An 18,831-nucleotide genomic window follows, 5' to 3' on the forward strand; every position below is an offset into this window, starting at 1 on the left:
TATTGCCGTCCCATGCCGGTTCGATTAGCGAAGCGTAATCGGACACTCGAGATGCCACTGTTCCGGTTCTATCCATAAGTCGGCGGTGACCCGTCAGAGGGGAAATGCGGGTGACTTATGGCGGTAAAGCAGACTGGGTAAGCGGTATAAGCTGAATTTATGGATTTGTGCTAAATGCCCCAATTTTTGCTTATGCCAATTCCTATCCAGCCCCCACGCCACGATTTGGCCCGTTACAGATCAGCCACAGGCAATGGCCGATTTGTGCCAACCCATATGCCCCCCGTGTTACCGCCTATGCCGGTTTGATTAGCGAAGCTTGATTGGAGGATCGAGATGCCGCCGTTCCGGTATTTCCGTGGATCAGCGGCATCTGGAAGGGAGAAATGGGAGTGGCTGTTATTGCGGGGGAATAGATTTACGCGAACGTCCGATTACGCCTGACGGCTAATCGAACCTACGGGCTCATTTCAGCTTTTTTCGTAGTGAATCGGCTTTCCGCTTAACACCGATCTTTGGATTGATCTGCAACGCCTCATCGAAGGCGGCAATTGCGGCTTCGTTGTTGCGCAAGAACTCATGTGACAAGCCTTGAATCTTGAGTGCGACGGCCTTCCAGTTTTGATTTTTTTCAGCTCCGAGCGAAAGAGCTCTAATGGCTGCTTCAAGCGCTGCATTGGCAAGTTGATCGTTAAGTTCGGGAGCTTTAACAATCTCTTCGGCAGCCAACAAAACTACGTCATACCTATCGCACCGTAGCCGAGCTGCATCGAATTTGTCTGGATCAATCAATCGCCCCAGTATGTCGTAGTAAAACGTCCCAATCTTGTTTACGACAACACCAACTTTCGGAATGTCCTCGATAAACTTGTAACTGTCAGCCCAGCCGGTGGGAGGATATATGGAAAACAACTCGATGGCCTTTTCTACATCAAATGCAGTAAGTCGATTTCCATCTTCGCCTTTTGGAGAGTTTGCGGTTTGGCAGACGGCATAGCGACCGGTATCGGATATGGTGCTGTTATATATGTTGGCTTCGAATTTCCTTTTAATTAGTTCACGTCCGGCTGAAGACATAACGTAGAGCGTTCCGGATAGTGCGCTCCCGAAGTGCCAGTCTTCAATAGCGAAGTTGCCATTATTCGCGACACTACCCGAGTTGGGGCGTTCCAAGTTCCCCTCCAGCGCAATTGTGTCTTGCGTAATGTTATAGAGGATATAGCGTCCATGACCGCTTTCTCGATAGCCACCTCTCAGATTTGGAGCATCGCTATCGCTCCAGCATATTGCCCACTCGCCGGATTGTGATTTGCTGAATGACCCAAAGAAATTTAATGATGGTATTTCAACGAGTTTTTCGTGAAAGGAAATGGCCTTTGGTGACTCAGGCTGAGAAGGTGAACGTGCCACATCTTTAGTCTTTTTTCCTCGAAAGAGAAAACTGAATAAGTTCATTAAATCCCCTAGCAATGATTATATGGAAGGCTGGTCAAAGTGATAACAGAGCTTTTCATATAACTCCAAATAGCGCCGATGGTTGCCACTAAAAAATATTTTAAATAAGAGGGTCGCTGAACTTTATCGAATACAGAGCATATTCGCTCAAGGTATTTTTGGGTTCTATTTTTTGCTACTGAGCAAAAATACACTTCTGGGGCTGCAATGGAAAGTGCCATCCCGTCTCAGCGACTTGAATAACTCGGGAGTGTGATCAAGGTGACACGCCATATGACATAGCTGGCCAAGATACGGAACGGTGGCTGAACAAAAATGGGCATGGATAAATAACCCGGGGCGTGGCAACGCCCCGGGTTATTTGTAGGTAGATGAGGGTCAGGCTGGCTGGTGGAGGGTGATGCAGTGAATACCACCGCCACCGGCGGCGACCGGATCGATATTGATCTGCACGATGTCGCGACCGGGGTAGAGGCGGGCCAGCAGCTCGTGGCAGTAGCTGTCGGCGGCCTTGTCGCCAAACTCGGGGGCGATCACCGCACCATTGATCGGCAGATAGTTGATATAACCGGCGGCAAAGTCGCGGCTGCGGCTAAAGCGGTTGTCCCGCCCATCGAGCGGGGGCGGCAGCACATGCAGCTCCAGCTTGTTGCCGTCGGCATCGGTGGCCTGCTTGAGGATGGCCATATGCTGGCGGGTCACCTCGTAGTCGTGGGACTCCGGGTCGTTGTCCAGATTGACCACCACCACCCCGGGGCGGACAAAGCGGGCGTAGAAGTCGACGTGGGCATCTGTGATGTCCTTGCCCTTGATGCCCGGCAGCCAGATGATTTTGCGCAGCCCCAGATTGGCTTTCAGCTCCGCTTCCAGTTGCGCCTTGCTCACCCCCGGGTTGCGGTTGCTGTTGAGCCAGCAGCTCTCGGTCAGGATGGCGGTGCCGTTGCCATCCACCTCGATGCCGCCCCCCTCGCCAGTCAGCTTGCTTTGCAGATAGTGAGCATCCGCCTGCTTGCTGACCAGCTCGGCTACGCCCGCATCCTGTTCGTGCTCCTGCTTGTCGCCCCAGCCGTTGAAGTTGAAATCCACCAGCCCCAGCTCCCCTTCGCCGTTCTGGACGAAGACGCCGCCGGTATCGCGCAGCCAGATATCGTCCAGCTCGGCGACGATAAAGCGGGTGTTCTGCTCGCCACAGAGTTGGCGGGCCAGTGCCTGTTCGGCTTCGCGGCAGAGCACGTTCACCTGGGTATAGGGCACCATGGCCTGCACCAACCGGCCGATGGTTGCCTGCACCTCCTTGTAATCGCGACCCCAGATGGCCGGGCTGGCGGCAAAGGCGACCCAGACCCGGGTCTGGAACGTCGACTCTTCCGGCATATGAAAGGGCGTGTTGGCAGCCGCCAATGCGCTCTCTTCCGGGTTAGCGCCGTCGGCCGCGAAGGCCTTGCCGGGCAGGTTGCCGAGCCCGGCCAGCGCACCGATGGCTGCGAGCTGTTTCAATACGTTGCGTCGGGATGGCATGAAAAACTCCTTATGATTCATAGGCTGCTCTTGAAGCGAGTCCAGGCCCGCATGCGCGCTCGCATGGCGGATTGCGCGATATCTTGGCCCGGGATGAGCCGCTGATAGGTGGCGTCATCCAGATAGATATCCGGGTTGCCGGTCATGGCCGCATCAACCATGGGTTTTGCTTTGGCACTGGCAGTGGGATAACCGGTGCTGTTGCTGATGGCCGCCATGTTGGCCGGGCGCATCACGAAATTGATAAAGGCGTAGGCGTATTCAGGATGGGCGGCATCCGCCGGGATTGCCATGGTATCCATCCAGATAGTGCTCCCTTCCTTGGGTAAACGGTACTCGAATTGATCCTTCTTGCCAGCCTCGGCGGCGCTGCGACGCGCTTGGGTCATGTCGCCGCTGTATCCGAGGGAGAGGCATATGTCGCCGTTGACCAGCTGGGTGGCCGGCTGGGACTGGAATTTGCGGATATAGGGTTTGATCCCCTTGAGCAGGGCCAGGGCCGCATCCAGATCTGCCGCTTTGCCACTACGGGGTTCACGTCCCAGATAGTGGAGCACCACCGCCAGCACCTCGTCGGGGGAGTCGATGATGGAGATGCCGCAGTCGGCAAACCTGGCCGCCAGCTCGGGCTTGAACAGCAGGTCGAGACTGTCAGTCGGGGCATCCGCCATCCTCTGTTTGATCATCCCGGCGTTGTAGGTGAGCCCTATGGTGCCCCAGGTGTAGGGGACCACCGCATCCCGTGAATGGGGGTAGGCTTGCTGGATCCGCTGCAAACCCGGCTCGATGTCGGCCAGATGCTGCAACTTGCTCTTGTCGAGCGGTTGCAGGCTGCCGGCACGCATCAGCCGCTCCGCCACCGTGTCGCCGGGGAAGATCAGGTCATAACCGCTGTGACCAGCCATCAGCTTGGCTTCGAGGGTTTCGCTGCTGTCCATGACGTCATAGATGACCCGGATCCCGGTCTCTTTGGTAAAGGCGCTGAGGGTATCGGGGGCGAAATAGTCCGCCCAGTTGTAGAGGCGCAGCACCTTGTCGGCCGGTTGCTCCTGAGCGAGCGCGGCTGCGGTTCCGGTGCACAACATGGCCGCGAGCAGCGCCAGCGTGCGGGATAGTCTGCCTGTCATGCCAACACTCCGCTGTGGTTGCCTGTCATCCGGCTCTGGTGGCCATCCAGACTCAGCAAGGTGCCATACATCTCGGGGCGGCGATCCCGATAGATGCCCCAGCTCATGCGCTCCTCGGCCATGGCTGCGAGATCCAGCTCCTGCACCAGCACGCCCGGGGTGGTTCTGTCCGCCTCGGCGAGCAGCGCCCCCTTGTGGTCGGTGATGAACGAGGAGCCGTAGAACGTCATCTGCAGGTCGGGATCCGTGGTGGCGACCTCGTTGCCAATCCGGTTGGCGGCTATCACCGGCAGGATGTTGGCGGCGGCATGGCCGCGCTGGGTCAGCTGCCAGTGATCGCGGGAGTCGAGATGGGCCGCCCCCGGTTCCGAGCCGATGGCGGTGGGATAGAGCAGCAGCTCAGCCCCCTGCAGGGCCATGCTGCGGGCCGCCTCGGGGAACCACTGATCCCAGCAGATGCCGACGCCGATCCGCCCTGCCGCGCACTCCCAGACCCGAAAGCCGGTATCGCCGGGGCTGAAGTACTCCTTCTCCTGATAGCCGATGGCATTGGGAATATGGGTCTTGCGATAGACCCCCAGCAGCTTGCCGTCGGCATCCGCCAGTGCCAGCGAATTGAAGAAGGCGTTGCCGGCCCGTTCGAACCAGCTGATGGGCAGCACCACGCCAAGCTCGCGAGCCAGTGCCGAGAAGCGGCGCAGCACCCGGCTCTGTTCGAACGACTCGGCCAGCGCCAGATGGCCGTGGTGCTGCTCGATGCAGAAGTAAGGAGTAGCAAACAGCTCTTGCAGCAGGATAAGACCCGCCCCTTTGGCGGCCGCTTCCCGCACCAGACTCTCCGCCATGTCGAGATTGCGTGGCAGATCCCAGCTGCAGGCAAACTGGGTGGTTGCGACGGTGATGTTGCCCATCCTCTTATCCTCGTACCGGCCATGCCGGCTGTTGCTGGGTGATGCAGTGGATACCGCCGCCGCCGTGTGCCAGCTGGTTGATCTGCACCGGTACCACCTCCCGCTGCGGGAAGGCGCGCTGCAGCACTGCTGCCGCTTCCCGGTCGCTAGCCACGCCATAGGCGGGCATGATGATGGCGCCGTTGGCGATGTAGAAGTTGGTGTAGGAGGCACAAAAGACCTCGGCCTCTGCATCGATGGCCTCGCTGGCCTCGTAGAGATCCTGCAGCTCGAACGTGCACCCTCTGGCATCGGTGGCCAGCATCAGGGCGCGGCGGTTTTCCCTGACGATACGGGCATAGGTCGAGCTGGTATCGCGGGTGGCGTCCACCAGCAGCTGGCCGGGGCGACTGAAGGCACAGACTCCGTCCACATGGCCATCGGTCATGTCGCCGGTGACATGGTCGGGGTCCCCCGGCAGCCAGATGGTCTTCTCGATGCCGAGCAGGCGGCTGAAGATTTGCTCGATCTCGCCCTTGCTGATCCCCGGGTTGCGATTGCTGTTGAGCAGCACCGATTCGGTGGTGATCAGGGTGCCTTCGCCGTCCACATGGATGGCGCCACCCTCGTTGGCCAGAAAACTGCCGATGGTATCGAGCTCCAGACTGTTGAGGATGCGGCGAGCCAGCCCTTCATCGAGCGGGTGGGCCGATTTGCCGCCCCAGGCGTTGAAGCGCCAACTCACCCCGGCATTGCCCAGTTCCGGGTGGCAGATAAAGGTGGGGCCGGAGTCGCGGCACCAGCTGTCATCCACCGCAATGGGGACAAGGGTCACCCGCTGGTCACAGAGCGCGCGAGCCTCGGCCAGCGCGGAAGGGTCGACTACCAGCTTGACCGGCTCGAACCGGACGATGGTATTGACCACCCGGGCGAAGTCCTGCTGCACTCCGGTGAGGGTAACGCCCCAACCTGACTCCCACAGCGCCTTGTTGTGGGGCCAGACCATCCAGGTCGCTGCGTGCTGACACCATTCGGCGGGCATAAACCAGCCCTTTGCCACGATTCCCTGTTCCCGCATATCACCACCCTGATTAGGTACTATTAAGATTGCTGACGATGGGAATAGACTATTCCCGCAGGTGATGGCGAACAAACGATCAATTTTCCGTAAAAGTGATAAGTGGAGCTAATCAATGGTGTTCAAGCAGTGGCCCCCGCTCAACGTGCTGCGGGGCTTTGAGGCGGCGGCCAGACTCGGCAGTTTTCATCAGGCGGCGCAGGAGCTGCACCTGACCCAGTCCGCCATCAGCCAGCAGATACGCTCGCTGGAGGAGCTGCTCGGCCAGCCGCTGTTTCACCGGCAGGGGCGCTCGGTCGCGCTGACCGATGCGGGGCAGGATCTGCTGGAGACCACCCAGAGCGTGCTGTTGCAGCTGGCGATGGGGATCCAGCGGCTGGAGCAGTACCGCAAACCGAACCAGCTGGTGCTCAACACCAGCACCGCCATCGCTCGCCACTGGCTGCTGCCGCGATTGGGGGAGTTTCACCGCCTGCATCCCGACATCGATCTCTGGCTGTTCACCAGCGATGAAGAGCCCGACATGGCGGAGCAGACCGTCGATCTTGCCCTGCGCTGGGATCTCGGCCCGCAGGCCGAGTGTCGCCATCAGCACCTGCTGGCGGATCGCTTGCTGCCGGTGGCCACCGCCACCGTGCTGTCCCGGCCCGCGGAGGAGCGCACCACCCTGCATGGCGAACGGGAGCTGGATTGGCATCACTGGACGCTGAGAGGAGGGGAGGATCTGCACCTGCAGACCCGTGGGCTCAACTTCTCCGATCCCGGCCTGCTGCTTGAGGCCGCCAGCGCCGGACTCGGTGTGGCGCTGGTGAGCGAACTGCTCTCCCGTTCCGCCCGTCAGCAGGGACAGTTGTTGCCGCTCTCCACCCGTCGGGTCAAGGGGCCGCAGTGGAATCTGCTGGTGCATCAGGATAGCGAGGGAATGCCGGAGTGCCGTGCCTTCTGCCACTGGCTCGGCCAGCAATTTGCCGACGGTGAACCCGACCGGGAGGAGGGCGGGGTTGCCACCCTCTGAGGCAGGTCACTGAATCGGGAGCGCTGGCGTGGTTAAATGTTCGGCTCACATCTTGCCGGATATTGCTGTGACCATGCCATCTGACCTTCAGCCGCTGCTCGCTTGGCCTGACTATTTGCAGGCATCCTGGCTGCGCTGCGCCCACCAGACCAGTGCCACCCTCTGGCATCCGCCCCACAGCGCCAAGGGGCAGACCTTGCAGAGCCTGCGCCAGCGCAAGCGCGACCTGCTCACCACCGGCGAGATGGCCCTCGAAGATCTCTACGAATTTATGGAGGGGCGCCCCTGCGTCCTGCTGCTCACCGACGAGAGCGGCTGCTTGCTGGCCCAAACCGGCCATCCCGACACCCTGTGCGAGTTGGCGGCACTGGGGTTTGGCCCCGGCGCCTTCTTCAGCGAGGGGCGCATCGGCACCAATGCCATCAATCTGGCGGCGCTGGAGGGAGTGCCGCTCTGCGTCAGCGGCCCCCAGCACTTCAATCAGACCCTCCACCCGTGGCACAGCTGCGCCAGCCCGGTCTACAACAGCAATGGCCGTCAGGTCGCCATCATTGCGTTGATCTGTAAGGTGGAGGAGGCGAGCGCTGGCGATCTGGCGCTCACCGTCAGCGCCGGGCGCGAGTTGGCCCATCTGCTGCAGATGGAGACCCTGATGCAGGAGTCCCAGCACCACCTGAGCGAGCTCTACGCCCTGCTCGATGGCATGGATGACGGCGTGCTGGCCTGGGACCCGCAGGGGCGGCTGCGCTACCTCAACGCTCTGGCGGCTAATCGGTTGCGGCTCGATCCGGCGCTATGTCTCGGTCAGCCGCTGGAGCAGCATCTGCTGTTGCCCCAGCGGTTGCAGCTGGCCATCAAGGGGCAGACGCCGCTCAGCCATGTGGAGGTGACGCTGGAGCGGCTCGGCGCGCAGGAGGGGGAGTTTATCAATGCGCTGTTGAGCCTCAAGCCGCTGCCGGGGCCGGAGGGGGTCAGCTTTATCGCCCTGCTGCACCCGGTCGATCGGCTGCGGGCCATTCACCAGTTGCGCCAGACGGTGCCCGAGTTGTCGGCACTGGTGGGGGAGTCGAGCGCCATGCGCAAGCTGCTGCGCTACGCCCGGCAGGCGGCCCAGAGTCAGGGGCCGATCCTGCTGCGTGGCGAGGAGGAGGTGGGCAAGGCCCAGCTGGCGGAGGCGATCCACTTTGGCTGCGAACGGGCCGCCGGGCCGCTTATTACCCTCAACTGCAAGGCGCTGCCGAGCGAGCGGATGGCGCTGGAGCTGATGGGCTCCGACGAGGCGGGGCAGGAGCGGGCAGGCAAGTTCGAGCTGGCCCACGGTGGCACCCTGGTGCTGGAGCAGGTGGAGTGCCTCTCTGCTCCCATGCAGGCAGCGCTGCTGCAACTGCTCAAGACCGGCCGCATCCAGCGCTTCGATTCGGCCCGCATCCTGCCGCTCAAGGTGCGGATCATCGCCACCAGCAGCGCTCCGCTGGAGCAGCTGGTACAGGAGGGGCTGTTTGGCCGCCAGCTGCTCTATGCCTTGCAGGCGTGCGAGCTGTGGCTGCCGGGATTGCGGGAGCGCAGTGCCGATCTGCCGGGCCTTATCAGCCAGCAGTTGGCGGCGCAGGGGCGCGAGCCGGTGCGCCAGTTCAGTCCGGCGGCCCTCGACTGCCTGCTCGCCTATCCCTGGCCCGGCAATCTGGGGGAGTTGCGCAGCGCCGTTGAGCATGCGCTGCTCCACGCCGGTCAGGGGCCGATCCCACCCGAGGCGCTGCCCGCCGCCATTCGGCACGGCTATCAGCGGGTGGCGGACGAGGTGGTGGGGCAACCGCTGCTCACGCTGGCGGAGCTGGAGCGGCAAGCCATCCTGCGCTGCGCCCACGCCTGCAAGGGGCAGGTGAGCCAGATGGCCCAGCATCTTGGCATCAGCCGCACCACCCTGTGGCGGCGGCTCAAGCTGCTCGAGATCGATCCCGCCGACTATCACGGCTGACGGTTATTGAGGCCGTAGCGAACCGGCCCGCAGAAAACGAAACGGCCCCGCAGTTGCGGGGCCGTTTTATATGGAAGGGTCTGCCGTGGCGCGGTTACAGCCCCAGCTGGTGGGCGGTGACGATGGCCGCCAGCACATCCTCGGCGGTGACCTTGAACGGCATATTGTGGATGGTCTCGCCCTCGGCGGTGGAGGCTTTGGCCACCTCCATCAGGCGCGCCATATCCAGCTCCTTGACCCCCATCATATGCAGGTTGGTCGGCAGGCCCACCGAGCGGCAGAAGGCCAACACGGTTTCGATCTCCGCCATCGGGGCGTTCTCCAGCACCAGCTGCACCAGAGTACCGAACGCCACTTTCTCACCGTGGTAGAGGTGGTGACACTCGGCCAGCTGGGTCAGACCGTTATGGATGGCGTGGGCGGCGGCCAGCCCGCTGCTCTCGAAGCCGATACCGCTCAGGTAGGTGTTGGCCTCGATGATGTTCTCCACCGCCTTGGTGCAGAGCCCCTGCTCCACCGCCAGCTTGGCCTTGTAGCCATCGGCCAGCAGGGTCTTGTAGCAGAGCTCGGCGATAGCCTGCGCCGCCAGCGTGGAGGCACCACCGGCCATGGTCTGGCAACCGGAAACCTTGTTGGCGCGCGCCTCGAAGTAGGTGGAGAGCGCATCCCCCATGCCGGAGACCAGCAGCCGCACCGGGGCGCGGGAGACCACGCCGGTATCCATGATGACCATGTTGGGGTTGGTCGGGATCATCAGGTATTCGCTGAACTGCCCTTCCGGGGTGTAGATGACCGCCAGCGCGCTGGTGGGGGCATCGGTGGAGGCGATGGTGGGCACTATGACCACCGGCACCTTCTGGTAGAAGGCGACCGACTTGGCGGTATCCAGCGTCTTGCCGCCGCCGATGCCGATGATGACGTCAAACGGGGTCTGCTGGCAGCGGGCCAGCAGGCGGTCGATCTCGGGGCGGGAGCACTCGCCGTTGAAGCAGTCGAACTCCGGCTTGATACCGGCGCCGTGGAAGCTTGTGGCCACGGTATCGCCCACCAGCTTGGTGACGAAGGCGTCGGCCAGGATCAGTGGCTTGCTGCCGAGCGCGTTGACGTAGTTGCCGATATTGGCGAGGGCCCCGTTGCCTTGTACGTATTTGCTGGGGCTGATGATAATGCGGTCCATATTTTATCCCTCTCTCTAGTTCATAAGACGTCTTTTGAAACTAACAGGGGCGAAGGGGCGGCAGTGCCGGGGACTCCTTCGTCTTGAATGAAGCTGCACTGGCTCAGCGAGCGAGTGCAGCCCCTTGAAACAGTGGTGTGCGGCGTCAGTCGCCAAAACGCTCGGCGGCCAGCTGTTGGAAGCAGGCCAGGGCGGCGTTGGCATCCTCGCCGCGCGCCAGCAGGGTGAGCTGGTCGCCCTGACGCACGTTGAGCATGGCGAGCCGGGTCAGGCTGCGGGGATTGGCCTCTTTATCCCCCTTTTGCAGCTTGAGTTCGGCGGCAAAGGGCTTGAGGGCGGCCACCAGTCGGGCGGCGGGGCGCACATGCAGGCCGTGGGGGTTATCCACCACCACCTCGCAGCACAGCCAGCCGTCGTCGACAACGGGGGCTGTCTCGGTGGCGGCCTGCGCCGCGCTGGCAGGCAGCATCGCCTGTTTCGGGCCCAGCGCGCCGAGCGCCTCGGCGGCCACCTCGTCCAGCGTCAGGCCGGAACCGGCCGCCACCACGGCGGCCAGAGTACCCTCGACCAGCGGGGCGGGGCAGAGCCGCACCCTCGCGCTCAACTCCGGTGGCAGCAGTTCGAGGGCGGTCTCGGCGCTGAGCAGAGCGCTGCCCAAATCCATCAGCACCAGCACGCCGCTGCCGTCGTCCGCCTCTTCAATCGCACTCATCACGACGATGGCATCGGTACCGATGGGGTGGTCGGGGTCATCGACCCCGGCCGCCAGCAGCAATCGGGCCGGGCTGCCGAGCTGGTCGGCCAGCGCTTTCAAGCCGGCTGCCAGCAGGGCGCTGTGAGAGACAACTACGATTCCGATCATGTCACAACCTCGCTCTGTCACGCAGGGCGGTCAACAGCAACAGGGTCGAGGTAGCCCCGGCATCCTGATGGCCGATGCTGCGTTCGCCAAGATAGCTGGCGCGCCCCTTGCGGGCCTGCATCTGGATGGTCGCCTCGGTACCGGCTGCGGCGGCTGCCACCGCCTTGTCCAGCGCTTCATTGAGCGGCAACTCTTGCTGCTGCGCCTGTTGCAGGGCGGCCAGTGCCGGCCACCAGGCGTCACACATGGTCTTGTCGCCCGGCTCGGCACGGCCGCGGGAGACGATCCCCTCAACCCCGTCGCTCAGCATTTTGCACAGCTGACTGAGGCTGAGGCTCTGGCAGGCGTCGCTGCTGGCCGCGGCCCGGATAAAGAAGGTGCCGTAGAGCGGGCCGCTGGCGCCGCCGACTGAGGAGAGCAATGTCATGCCGGTGGTTTTCAGTACCTGCCCGATATCCTTGTCCGCTACCGCCGGCAGCTTCTCGGCCACCTTGGCGAAGCCGCGCTGCATATTGAGGCCGTGGTCGCCGTCGCCGATGTCGGTATCCAGCGCGGTGAGGTAGTCACGCTGCTCGGTAAAGATGTGTTCGCAGTCGAGCAGCCAGTTGACGATTTGGTGTTTGCTTAGCATGGCTATCGGCACTCCTTAGCAGCCGCGACGCAGGGCGGGGGTGTGAACGGGGGCATCCCACAGGGTCATCAACTCATCATCCACCTTGAGCAGGGTGATGGAGATGCCGGTCATATCGAGGGAGGTGCAGTAGGGGCCGATCAGGTTGCGTACCAGATGGATACCCGCCTCCTCGCACAGGGTAGCGAGACGGCCATAGACGCCATAGAGCTCGGAGATGGGGGTGCCGCCGAGGCTGTTGACCAGCGCGATAACTCGATCGCCCTTGTTGAGCGGTTCGATAAAGGTGTGCTCCTCCTGCCAGCTGCCGCTGGTGCGATCCCAGTGGCGCAGGGTGCGGCCATAGGGGGTATTGTCAGCAAGCTCGCTGAACATGTCGTCCACCAGGGTATTGAGGTCGGTGAAGGGGCGACGTTCGATGCCCGGCTCGCCGTGGATACCGACGCCGAACTCCAGCTCGTTGTCCGCCAGAGTGAAGGAGGGCTTGCCAGCGGCCGGCACGGTGCAGGCATGCATGGCCACGCCTATGGTGCGGCTCTGGTTGTTGATGCGACGGGCCAGCGCCTCGCAGCGGGCAAGGTCGTAGCCCGCTTCGGCAGCGGCACCGACCAGCTTCTCGCACAGCACGGTCGTGGCAACGCCGCGGCGACCGGCGGTGTAGAGGCTGTCTTTGACCGCCACGTCGTCATCGATCAGGGCGAAGCCCACTTTTACACCATCGCCGTGCAGCAGCTCGACCGCAGTTTCGAAGTTGAGCACGTCGCCGGTGTAGTTCTTCACCAGAAACAGTACGCCCGCGCCGCCATCAACGGCCTGACCGCACTCGTACATCTGATCCGGGGTCGGGGAAGTAAAAATCTCGCCGGGGCAGGCGCCATCCAGCATCCCTTTGCCCACCAGACCGCCGTGCATCGGCTCGTGGCCGCTGCCACCGCCGGAGACCAGCGCCACCTTGCCCATCACGGGGGAGTCGGCGCGGGTGATGTAGTGGGGTTCGATACGTACCTTGAGCTCGGGGTGGGCGGCTGCCATCCCCATCAGTTGTTCACGGACCACGGCATCGACGGCATTGATCAGTTTCTTCATGGCTCACTCCTTGGCTTGCCACCGCTCGGGTGGGCAAATGGTTGATGGAGCCAGTCTAACGACAGAAAAAGGGATAAAAATGACGGGCGATTTGGTTCGGATTTGAAACAGCAGAAGGGGGATGGGTGTTTCAATCTGAAACGGCGCAGGGCAAGCGGGCGGGAAACTGTTAGCTGACTCACAGCCATGAAAAAGGGCCCCGCAGGGCCCTTCGCTATAACCGGAATATGCGGACGGGTTAGATGGCCCAGCCACCGGCGTAGAAGACCACCAGCGCCACGGCGATGATGACGGTGCCGACGTTCAGCTTCTTCCACTCGGCAGCGAACAGGCGACCGATGACCAGTGCTACGAAGCCCAGCATGATGCCGGTCACGATGTTGCAGGTCAGCACGATGAAGACGGCGCACAGCATGCCGGAGAGCGCATCGACCGAGTCGCTGAAGTCCAGCTTGGTGACGTTGCCCAGCATCAGCAGGCCGACGTACATCAGGGCCGGTGCGGTGGCGTAAGCCGGTACCAGATAGCTCAGCGGGGAGAGGAAGATCATCAGCAGGAACAGCACGCCGACCAGCGCGGCGGTCAGGCCGGTCTTGCCGCCAGCCGCAGTGCCTGCGGCAGACTCGATGTAGACGGCTGCCGGAGCACCACCGACGGCGCCCGCCACCATGCTGCTGACGGAGTCGGCAGTCAGGGCCTTGCCGCCGCTGATGATGTGGCCGCGTTCGTTGATAAGGCCCGCCTGACCGGCCACGGCACGGATGGTGCCGGTGGCGTCAAACACGGCGGTCATCACCAGCGCCAAGACGGTGGGGATCACTACCGGATTGAGGGCGCCCAGCAGATCCATGCTGCCTACCAGCGAGCCTTTCTCGCCAGTCAGGCTCGGCATGGCGAAGAAGCCCTGCCAAGTCACTTTCGGGTCGAAGATAAGGCCAAGGATGGAGATGGCGATGATCACCATCAGGATGCCGCCCGGCACTTTGCGACGCTCCAGACCGAAGATGGCGGCCAGACCCAGCACCGTCATGATGACCGGGAAGGCGGTCACTTCACCGAGTTGCACCGGCAGACCGGCCCCTTCGTTCTTGATCACCATGCCGACGCCGTTGGTGGCAATCAGCAGCAGGAACAGGCCGATACCGATGCCGGTACCGTGGGCGATGCCGGAGGGGAGGTTGTCCAGGATCCACTGGCGCACGCCGGTGACGCTGATCAGGGTGAACAGCACCCCCATCAGGAAGATGGCGCCGAGGGCGACCGGAATGCTCAGCCCCTGACCCAGTACCAGACTGAACGCGGTAAAGGCGGTGAGGGAGATGGCGCAACCGATGGCCATCGGCAGCTTGGCCCACAGACCCATCAGCAGGGAGCCGAAGGCGGCGATCAAACAGGTGGCGACAAACACCGGGCCCTGCTCAAAGCCGGCAGCACCCAGCATGTTCGGCACCACTATGATGCTGTAGACCATCGCCAGGAAGGTGGTCAGCCCCGCGACCAGCTCCTGACGCACGCTGCTGCCGCGCGCAGAAATGGAAAAATAAGAGTCCAGAAAGCCGCCAGTCCCTGTTTGGGCGGCCATATCTTGCTTTGCCATAACTAATCCTGAAAGTGTGAAGGAAATCGTTTGCGTTGGTGGCGCGCAAAATAGCAAGAATCTGTGACAAAAGCAGCGGATAACTGGAATTTTTCCTCAAGATCTCTGCATGAGAAGCCATTCGAAGCTTGTTTGGAGACTCAATTGATAAGAGGTAGCGAAAAACAGATCTGAGCTGGTGAGGAACGGGGAGGGGATGGCGGTGAGCAGATAGCAAAAAACCCGCCTTGGCGGGTTTTTTCATTCAGACCGGACAGCTGCCCGGGCGTGAATTACAGAGCTACTACGTTGGCAGCAGCCGGGCCTTTCTGGCCTTGCTCGATGGTGAACTCAACGCGCTGACCTTCGTCCAGGGTTTTGAAACCCGGGGTCTGGATGGCGGAGAAGTGAACGAACACATCTTTGCTGCCATCAACCGGGGAGATGAAACCAAAACCTTTCTCGGAGTTGAAGAACTTAACGGTACCAGTCACTTTAGACATAATAATTTCTCTTAAATTTAGTGTTAGAAATGCCATCAAATGGCAAATTTGATTTTTCGTCAGCAATACGTATGGGAAGCACTAAAGAAGGAGAATTATTCGTCAAGCATCATCGAAATAATACTTGCACTAATCACTGCTTTACTAAAATGACTGCCTAACATAATCAGGACTGAACTGCCGAACTATCGCTGACGATTAGAACACGCACTCTTTTTTAAAGCAAATGTTATCTCGTTCTTAACGTTTTATCGTGAATTTAACCTGATGCAGTAAAAAACAAACGTGATGTATATCAATCGGATAGACGCGTTCCTTGCGCTTTTTTCATGAAGAAATAATTTTCCCGGGATGGTGTGGAAAGCAAAGTGATGGCGTAAAACGACGGTTCCTGGTGGGATCAAAAATAACATTCCCGTTTGGGGATTATCAGTCTCTTGCGAGACACAAAAAAACCGCCTCGCACAGGGCGAGGCGGCTCTTGTATCAGAATCCGGATTGCTGCTCAGCGTTTGCTGCGAAATTTGTTGCTGACCGAATCTATCCAGCTGAATGTTTCCGGCAATGTCTGATTCTTGGCGCGTTCTTTGGCTTTCTCCCGCGCCAGCTTGGAGGCTGCCTTGGCCGCTTCGGCGCGGTCGGCCACAATCTTCAGGCGACCCTCTTCACGGATCTTGTTCCGCTCGCCATTGGTCAGCTGGTGATCGGCATTGGCTTGCGCCTTTTGCAGCATCAGGGCTATCTCGGCTTTTTCAGCCTCGGTCAGATCTTTCATTTCCAGCTTTTTCATGGCGCGCTCCTGCGGCAGGGTGTCAGCCACCCTAACACAGTTGTCATATCGCGCCCCCATGCAATCGCCTTTATGCCGAACAAAGACTTGATTGTGTGACTTCGCCGGATGTTTGCGACCTTTTCCTGCCAGTTCGCCGTATTTCAGCTGAGAGTGAGCTGCGCTTCTGTCAGTGCCTCATCCGGTTCGACATGGATCAGCACGATGGCGTGGGGCAGCTCCGCCATGATGGCGTGCTCGATCCGGTCGCAGATATCGTGGGCTTCACCAATGCTCATCTCGGGTGGCAGGGTGAGGTGAAAGTCGATATGACGGCGGCGGCCGGCACGGCGACTGCGCAGGTCGTGGAAGCCGCTGGCGCTCGGACAGCATTCGGTGATGATGCGGCTGGTCATTGCCAGCTCTTCCGGGCTCATGCTCTCGTCGATCAGGGGCTGGAAGGCCTCATTGAGCATGCCGATCGCCTCTCTGACGATAAACAGGGCAACCCCGATGGCGACCAGCGGGTCGAGTATGGCGAGAGAGTGGCCAAACAGACCGGCCAGCCAGATCCCGCCAAGGCCGACCGCAACACCGGCAGAGGTGAGCACATCCGCCTTGAGATGGAGAGCGTCAGCCGCCAGTGCAACCGACTCCTCTTCCCGGGCCACCTTGTAGAGGTAGGCCGAGACACCGCTGTTGACCAGCGCCGAGATCACCATCACCAGTACACCCCAGCCGATGCTTTCGATGGCGGTTGGTTGCAGGATTTTGTCGACCGCCTCGAAGATGATCCAGCCCGCGGCGAGCAGGATCAGCAGCGCTTCGATGACGCCGGAGACGTTCTCTATCTTGTCGTGACCATAGGGGTGGCGATCATCGGGAGGCAGATCGGACTTTTTCACGGCGAACAGGGCGATCAGGGCGGCCACCAGATCCATGGCGGAGTGGATGGCCTCCGAGATAATACTGACCGAGCCGCTGGCAAATCCGGCCACCAGTTTCATGGTGATCAGGCTGATATTGGAACAGACCGATACCATGGCTGCTCTGGTTTTTCTGCTCATGAGACTATTTCCTGAATAAATAGCTGACTTTCCGATGTGGCCGGCCATTATATAGAGTTGTTCGGAAATAACCTATTCAGGGTTGTAACTTCATGTTTCCGGTGATATTGAGAATGCTTATTAAAATTGTGGCGCTTAAATGGATTGAATATTTATAAGTAGTTCCTCCTCTGCCGGATTTTATTATTCGTCAATTTTTCATGAGGTTGTTCTGAGAATATCAGTGGAACAACATTTAATAATGCGAATAACTCTTTTTTGGTCTTTCATGCCGGCCCTATTCCCTTGTATGGAACAGGGGCTTTATGAGACGGAGAATGAGGCTGGATCCGGACGCATATGGGGGGTATGCTGGGTCTGGTGATGGTCAGATGCCATCGCATATAGCGTACTGAAGTTGATGATTCGGATGACATGCTGGCTCCCTTGAGGAACCAACTGTCTGGGTAACATTTTTGGAGTTTGATGATGAGTAACAAAGAACATCACAACGGCAAAGATGCCAAGAAAAAACCGCAGATGTCACTGAAAGAGAAACGCGAAGCCAAACGTCAGAAAGCAGAACTGAAAAACGGCAGCGCAATGAAGTAACGCTCCCTTACTGCTGTTCCTTCGGAGCCAGTACAAAGCCAGCCTGTGATGGGCTGGCTTTTATGTTTCCGGCCCGCAGACAATGTCGCGATTATTCCCCCCGAAACCGCAACCTTTGGTATCCATCCCTGACGGGAAATAAACAGGTTTTCTCCAGAACAGTGACAGCTGTGATATGGATATAAAAAAGCCCTGATTAATCAGGGCTTTTTTGATCTTGCGACGACTTAGAACGGTAATACATGTAAAAAATCGCTGCTGAGTGAGTGACTGAGTGAGTGGCAATGAATTTTTTACTATATATTTCAATGCATAACACCTTTTCTTACACTTCTGGTTGCTCACCTTAAAATGACACTTTTTAAAGATATGTAAGAAAAGGTATGAAAATGCGTGTTCATACCTGTTTATTCTTACACTTTTTGGTTGTCCTCACCAGAACCCTCACCACATGAGCCTTACCAGCTCAAAAGAGAGAACCACGCACCGAGTTGCTGAGTGACCTTCTCGCAAAGCTGTTCGCACCCGTCCCGGTAAACAGACGAAGCTTTTGCTGAGCTGAGTGAGAGTTGGGCGGGTGACCTAGTGGCATATGGACGCCAGATCCGGGAGCGGGTACAGCAGTGGACAGGGCTGACGGTCGGTGTTGGTATCGGCCCCACTAAAACCCTAGCCAAACTCGCCAACTATGCCGCAAAAAAATGGCCCGCCACCGGAGGGGTGGTCGATCTGCGCGATGAAACACGCCGCGCCAAACTGATGGCGATCACCCCGGTAGACGAGGTCTGGGGAATTGGTCGCAAACTCACCACCAAGCTGTCAGCTCAGGGCATCAACACCGTGGCTGATCTGGTAGCGGCTGATGCTAAGAGTCTTCGGCACCGTTACGGGGTCGTTGTCGAGCGCACGGTGCAGGAGCTGTGCGGGATCCCCTGCGCCGAGCTGGAGCAACTGGCACAGGCCAAGCAACAGATAATTTGCAGCCGATCCTTTGGGGAGCGCATCACCGCCTTCGGCCCCATGCGGGAGGCTCTCGCTGGCTACATGGAGCGGGCAGCTGAGAAACTCAGGACAGAGGGCATGTGCTGCCGCCATGTCACAGTATTCATTCGTTCGAGCCCGTTTGCGGAGCGGGAAACACATTATGCCAACCAGATCTCCATGCTGTTGCCGATACCCACAGCCGACACCCGTGAGTTGCTAGCCCAGATCGAGCCGCTGCTGAGCAGGATCTGGTTGGATGATGTTCGCTATATGAAGGGCGGCGTCATGCTGGCGGACTTCTCCCCGAAAGGCATGCAGCAAGGGGGTCTATTCGGCAGCGAACAGCAGGATCCCCGTAGCGATGCACTCATGCAGGTGATCGATAGGATTAACCAGGGGCGGTTGGGAAAGGTCTACTTTGCATCCCGAGGCCGAGATACCAGCGAATGGATGATGAAACGCGAACAACTCAGCCCCCGCTATACCACCAGTATCAAAGGGATCCCGGTGGTGAAGGCATGAGCACA

17 protein-coding genes and 1 pseudogene are annotated in these 18,831 nt (G+C 59.9%); 5 read left to right on the plus strand and 13 right to left on the minus strand.

Annotated features, from left to right (window positions below; translation table 11 throughout):
- Positions 1–465 precede the first annotated feature (465 nt).
- The 5 genes from AAHA41_RS17260 to AAHA41_RS17280 form a co-directional block, all read right to left on the minus strand.
- Positions 466–1,455, minus strand: coding sequence for a hypothetical protein (locus AAHA41_RS17260; RefSeq protein WP_323070847.1), 990 nt, complete (start codon positions 1,453–1,455; stop codon positions 466–468).
- Between the two features lie 378 nt (positions 1,456–1,833).
- Positions 1,834–2,973, minus strand: coding sequence for an agmatine deiminase family protein (locus tag AAHA41_RS17265; protein WP_323070848.1), 1,140 nt, complete (start codon positions 2,971–2,973; stop codon positions 1,834–1,836).
- Between the two features lie 17 nt (positions 2,974–2,990).
- A complete protein-coding gene (locus tag AAHA41_RS17270) occupies positions 2,991–4,100 on the minus strand; it encodes an extracellular solute-binding protein (protein WP_323070849.1) in 1,110 nt (369 codons plus the stop codon).
- Positions 4,097–5,011: an N-carbamoylputrescine amidase gene (gene aguB, locus AAHA41_RS17275; protein ID WP_323070850.1), complete on the minus strand. Its 915-nt coding sequence runs from the start codon at positions 5,009–5,011 to the stop codon at positions 4,097–4,099. The genes AAHA41_RS17270 and aguB overlap by 4 nt, the downstream gene beginning before the upstream one ends.
- Before the next feature lie 4 nt (positions 5,012–5,015).
- Positions 5,016–6,068 carry an agmatine deiminase family protein gene (locus AAHA41_RS17280; RefSeq protein WP_323070851.1) on the minus strand — a complete coding sequence of 351 codons (1,053 nt, stop codon included), beginning with the start codon at positions 6,066–6,068 and terminating at the stop codon, positions 5,016–5,018.
- Positions 6,069–6,183: 115 nt separating this feature from the next.
- On the opposite strand from AAHA41_RS17280, the gene AAHA41_RS17285 reads away from it, so the two are divergent.
- Together AAHA41_RS17285 and dhaR are read left to right on the plus strand one after the other, a co-directional pair.
- Positions 6,184–7,083 (plus strand): LysR family transcriptional regulator, encoded by a 900-nt coding sequence (locus tag AAHA41_RS17285; protein WP_323070852.1) that lies wholly within the window; start codon positions 6,184–6,186, stop codon positions 7,081–7,083.
- Between the two features lie 73 nt (positions 7,084–7,156).
- Positions 7,157–9,058: a dihydroxyacetone kinase operon transcriptional regulator DhaR gene (dhaR, locus tag AAHA41_RS17290; protein ID WP_323070853.1), complete on the plus strand. Its 1,902-nt coding sequence runs from the start codon at positions 7,157–7,159 to the stop codon at positions 9,056–9,058.
- A gap of 94 nt (positions 9,059–9,152) precedes the next feature.
- Here the strand turns inward: dhaR and AAHA41_RS17295 are convergent, their stop codons facing one another.
- The 8 genes from AAHA41_RS17295 to AAHA41_RS17330 form a co-directional block, all read right to left on the minus strand.
- Complete coding sequence (locus AAHA41_RS17295) at positions 9,153–10,235, minus strand: glycerol dehydrogenase (protein WP_323070854.1); 1,083 nt, start codon at positions 10,233–10,235, stop codon at positions 9,153–9,155.
- 145 nt (positions 10,236–10,380) lie between these two features.
- A complete protein-coding gene (gene dhaM / locus AAHA41_RS17300; protein ID WP_323070855.1) occupies positions 10,381–11,097 on the minus strand; it encodes a dihydroxyacetone kinase phosphoryl donor subunit DhaM in 717 nt (238 codons plus the stop codon).
- A gap of 1 nt (position 11,098) precedes the next feature.
- Positions 11,099–11,728, minus strand: coding sequence for a dihydroxyacetone kinase subunit DhaL (gene dhaL, locus AAHA41_RS17305; RefSeq protein WP_005341571.1), 630 nt, complete (start codon positions 11,726–11,728; stop codon positions 11,099–11,101).
- A gap of 15 nt (positions 11,729–11,743) precedes the next feature.
- Entirely contained in the window at positions 11,744–12,814 is a 1,071-nt protein-coding gene (gene dhaK / locus AAHA41_RS17310; RefSeq protein ID WP_005340163.1) for a dihydroxyacetone kinase subunit DhaK, read from the minus strand.
- A 238-nt stretch (positions 12,815–13,052) separates the two neighbouring features.
- The gene (locus AAHA41_RS17315; protein ID WP_042032197.1) at positions 13,053–14,411 is read right to left on the minus strand and encodes an NCS2 family permease; all 1,359 of its coding nucleotides are present in this window, start codon (positions 14,409–14,411) and stop codon (positions 13,053–13,055) included.
- Between the two features lie 272 nt (positions 14,412–14,683).
- Positions 14,684–14,893, minus strand: coding sequence for a cold-shock protein (locus AAHA41_RS17320; RefSeq protein ID WP_156854046.1), 210 nt, complete (start codon positions 14,891–14,893; stop codon positions 14,684–14,686).
- A 505-nt stretch (positions 14,894–15,398) separates the two neighbouring features.
- Entirely contained in the window at positions 15,399–15,683 is a 285-nt protein-coding gene (gene yjbD / locus AAHA41_RS17325) for a DUF3811 domain-containing protein (RefSeq protein ID WP_185228192.1), read from the minus strand.
- Between the two features lie 143 nt (positions 15,684–15,826).
- A complete protein-coding gene (locus AAHA41_RS17330; protein ID WP_043851622.1) occupies positions 15,827–16,729 on the minus strand; it encodes a cation diffusion facilitator family transporter in 903 nt (300 codons plus the stop codon).
- A 465-nt stretch (positions 16,730–17,194) separates the two neighbouring features.
- Between AAHA41_RS17330 and AAHA41_RS17335 the strand changes: the two genes are divergently transcribed.
- The 3 genes and pseudogenes from AAHA41_RS17335 (at position 17,195) to AAHA41_RS17345 (ending at position 18,826) form a co-directional block, all read left to right on the plus strand.
- Positions 17,195–17,320: a hypothetical protein gene (locus tag AAHA41_RS17335; protein ID WP_019445191.1), complete on the plus strand. Its 126-nt coding sequence runs from the start codon at positions 17,195–17,197 to the stop codon at positions 17,318–17,320.
- Between the two features lie 552 nt (positions 17,321–17,872).
- A pseudogene (locus AAHA41_RS17340) lies at positions 17,873–17,995 on the plus strand (hypothetical protein); the annotation flags it as partial.
- 84 nt (positions 17,996–18,079) lie between these two features.
- Positions 18,080–18,826, plus strand: coding sequence for a DUF4113 domain-containing protein (locus tag AAHA41_RS17345; protein WP_113725460.1), 747 nt, complete (start codon positions 18,080–18,082; stop codon positions 18,824–18,826).
- Positions 18,827–18,831: the final 5 nt, after the last annotated feature.

It is taken from the genome of Aeromonas sp. SER (assembly GCF_038739615.1).
Classification (GTDB): domain Bacteria; phylum Pseudomonadota; class Gammaproteobacteria; order Enterobacterales; family Aeromonadaceae; genus Aeromonas; species Aeromonas jandaei.

Coding starts and splice junctions, on each gene's coding strand:
- AAHA41_RS17260 (WP_323070847.1), bottom strand. CDS start 1,455: ATGAACTTATTCAGTTTTCTCTTTCGAGGAAAAAAGACTAAAGATGTG.
- AAHA41_RS17265 (WP_323070848.1), bottom strand. CDS start 2,973: ATGCCATCCCGACGCAACGTATTGAAACAGCTCGCAGCCATCGGTGCG.
- AAHA41_RS17270 (WP_323070849.1), bottom strand. CDS start 4,100: ATGACAGGCAGACTATCCCGCACGCTGGCGCTGCTCGCGGCCATGTTG.
- aguB (WP_323070850.1), bottom strand. CDS start 5,011: ATGGGCAACATCACCGTCGCAACCACCCAGTTTGCCTGCAGCTGGGAT.
- AAHA41_RS17280 (WP_323070851.1), bottom strand. CDS start 6,068: ATGCGGGAACAGGGAATCGTGGCAAAGGGCTGGTTTATGCCCGCCGAA.
- AAHA41_RS17285 (WP_323070852.1), top strand. CDS start 6,184: ATGGTGTTCAAGCAGTGGCCCCCGCTCAACGTGCTGCGGGGCTTTGAG.
- dhaR (WP_323070853.1), top strand. CDS start 7,157: ATGCCATCTGACCTTCAGCCGCTGCTCGCTTGGCCTGACTATTTGCAG.
- AAHA41_RS17295 (WP_323070854.1), bottom strand. CDS start 10,235: ATGGACCGCATTATCATCAGCCCCAGCAAATACGTACAAGGCAACGGG.
- dhaM (WP_323070855.1), bottom strand. CDS start 11,097: ATGATCGGAATCGTAGTTGTCTCTCACAGCGCCCTGCTGGCAGCCGGC.
- dhaL (WP_005341571.1), bottom strand. CDS start 11,728: ATGCTAAGCAAACACCAAATCGTCAACTGGCTGCTCGACTGCGAACAC.
- dhaK (WP_005340163.1), bottom strand. CDS start 12,814: ATGAAGAAACTGATCAATGCCGTCGATGCCGTGGTCCGTGAACAACTG.
- AAHA41_RS17315 (WP_042032197.1), bottom strand. CDS start 14,411: ATGGCAAAGCAAGATATGGCCGCCCAAACAGGGACTGGCGGCTTTCTG.
- AAHA41_RS17320 (WP_156854046.1), bottom strand. CDS start 14,893: ATGTCTAAAGTGACTGGTACCGTTAAGTTCTTCAACTCCGAGAAAGGT.
- yjbD (WP_185228192.1), bottom strand. CDS start 15,683: ATGAAAAAGCTGGAAATGAAAGATCTGACCGAGGCTGAAAAAGCCGAG.
- AAHA41_RS17330 (WP_043851622.1), bottom strand. CDS start 16,729: ATGAGCAGAAAAACCAGAGCAGCCATGGTATCGGTCTGTTCCAATATC.
- AAHA41_RS17335 (WP_019445191.1), top strand. CDS start 17,195: ATGATGAGTAACAAAGAACATCACAACGGCAAAGATGCCAAGAAAAAA.
- AAHA41_RS17345 (WP_113725460.1), top strand. CDS start 18,080: ATGGCGATCACCCCGGTAGACGAGGTCTGGGGAATTGGTCGCAAACTC.